This is a genomic window from Microcoleus sp. AR_TQ3_B6 (assembly GCF_036702785.1).
Classification (GTDB): domain Bacteria; phylum Cyanobacteriota; class Cyanobacteriia; order Cyanobacteriales; family Microcoleaceae; genus Microcoleus.
The window spans coordinates 2,374-2,872 of sequence record NZ_JAUBVJ010000167.1 but is presented as its reverse complement, the minus strand read 5'-3'; the positions used below and the strand labels follow the sequence as shown (position 1 = coordinate 2,872).

Sequence of the window (499 nt, the reverse complement as noted above, 5' to 3'; positions counted from 1 at the left end):
CTCCCAATCCCGGTTTTGCAGGCTTTGACAACTTTACTTACACCGTCAGCGACGGGGTATCGCCGTCTGCCCCGATTCCGGTGAACCTCGAGGTCACTAACTTGCCAACCAACCAACCACCGCAGGCAAATAGCGATCGTTACAACACTCCTCACGACAAGACACTCAATGTCCTATTCCCCCGCGGAGTTCTGGCCAATGACTTCGACTCCGACGGCGACCCCTTGAGTGCCACACTCGAATCATTGCCCAGTAACGGCAAGGTCATTTTCAACTCTGACGGTTCCTTTAGCTATACTCCCAATCCGGGTTTTTTCGGTTTGGACAACTTCAGCTACAGCCTCAGCGACGGCACCTTCACGTCTGGGTCTGCTGGGGTAAATATTAATGTCACTAATCAGCACCCGCAGGCAAATAGCGACCGTTACAACACTCCTCACGACAAGACACTCAATGTCCTATTCCCCCGCGGAGTTCTGGCCAATGACTTCGACTCCGA

General features: G+C 53.1%; 1 protein-coding gene. It reads left to right on the top strand.

Annotated features, from left to right (window positions below; translation table 11 throughout):
• A partial coding sequence (locus QUB56_RS35920; protein ID WP_332961138.1) for an Ig-like domain-containing protein occupies nt 1-499 on the top strand: 499 nt, incomplete at both ends.